This window comes from Brevibacterium sp. SIMBA_078 (assembly GCF_046534565.1).
Classification (GTDB): Bacteria; Actinomycetota; Actinomycetes; order Actinomycetales; family Brevibacteriaceae; genus Brevibacterium.
The window spans coordinates 1-269 of the sequence record NZ_JAWRYQ010000246.1 but is presented as its reverse complement, the minus strand read 5'-3'; the positions used below and the strand labels follow the sequence as shown (position 1 = coordinate 269).

General features: G+C 62.1%; 1 protein-coding gene. It reads left to right on the top strand.

The window, feature by feature from the left end:
* Positions 1-269: ABC transporter substrate-binding protein (locus SB749_RS19600; protein WP_410711777.1), on the top strand; the 269-nt coding region annotated here is incomplete at both ends.

Genomic DNA, 269 nt, shown 5'->3' with positions numbered 1-269 from the left:
ACCCTATACGGATGTGCGCGTGCGGCGCGCACTTGCGATGGCCGTCGACAATGCCGTCTGTCTGGAGTTGGGGTTCAGCGACAATGGAACGGTCGCCGAAAACCATCAGGTCTCGCCTCTGCACCCCGAGTATGCCGAGCTGCCGGCGCCGGTCTTTAATCCTGCTGCGGCGGCTGCGTTGATGCAGGAGGCAGGGATGGCGGACTTCGAACACGAGCTGATTTCGATCGACGATACGTGGCGCAAGAACACGTCCGACAGCGTCGCTG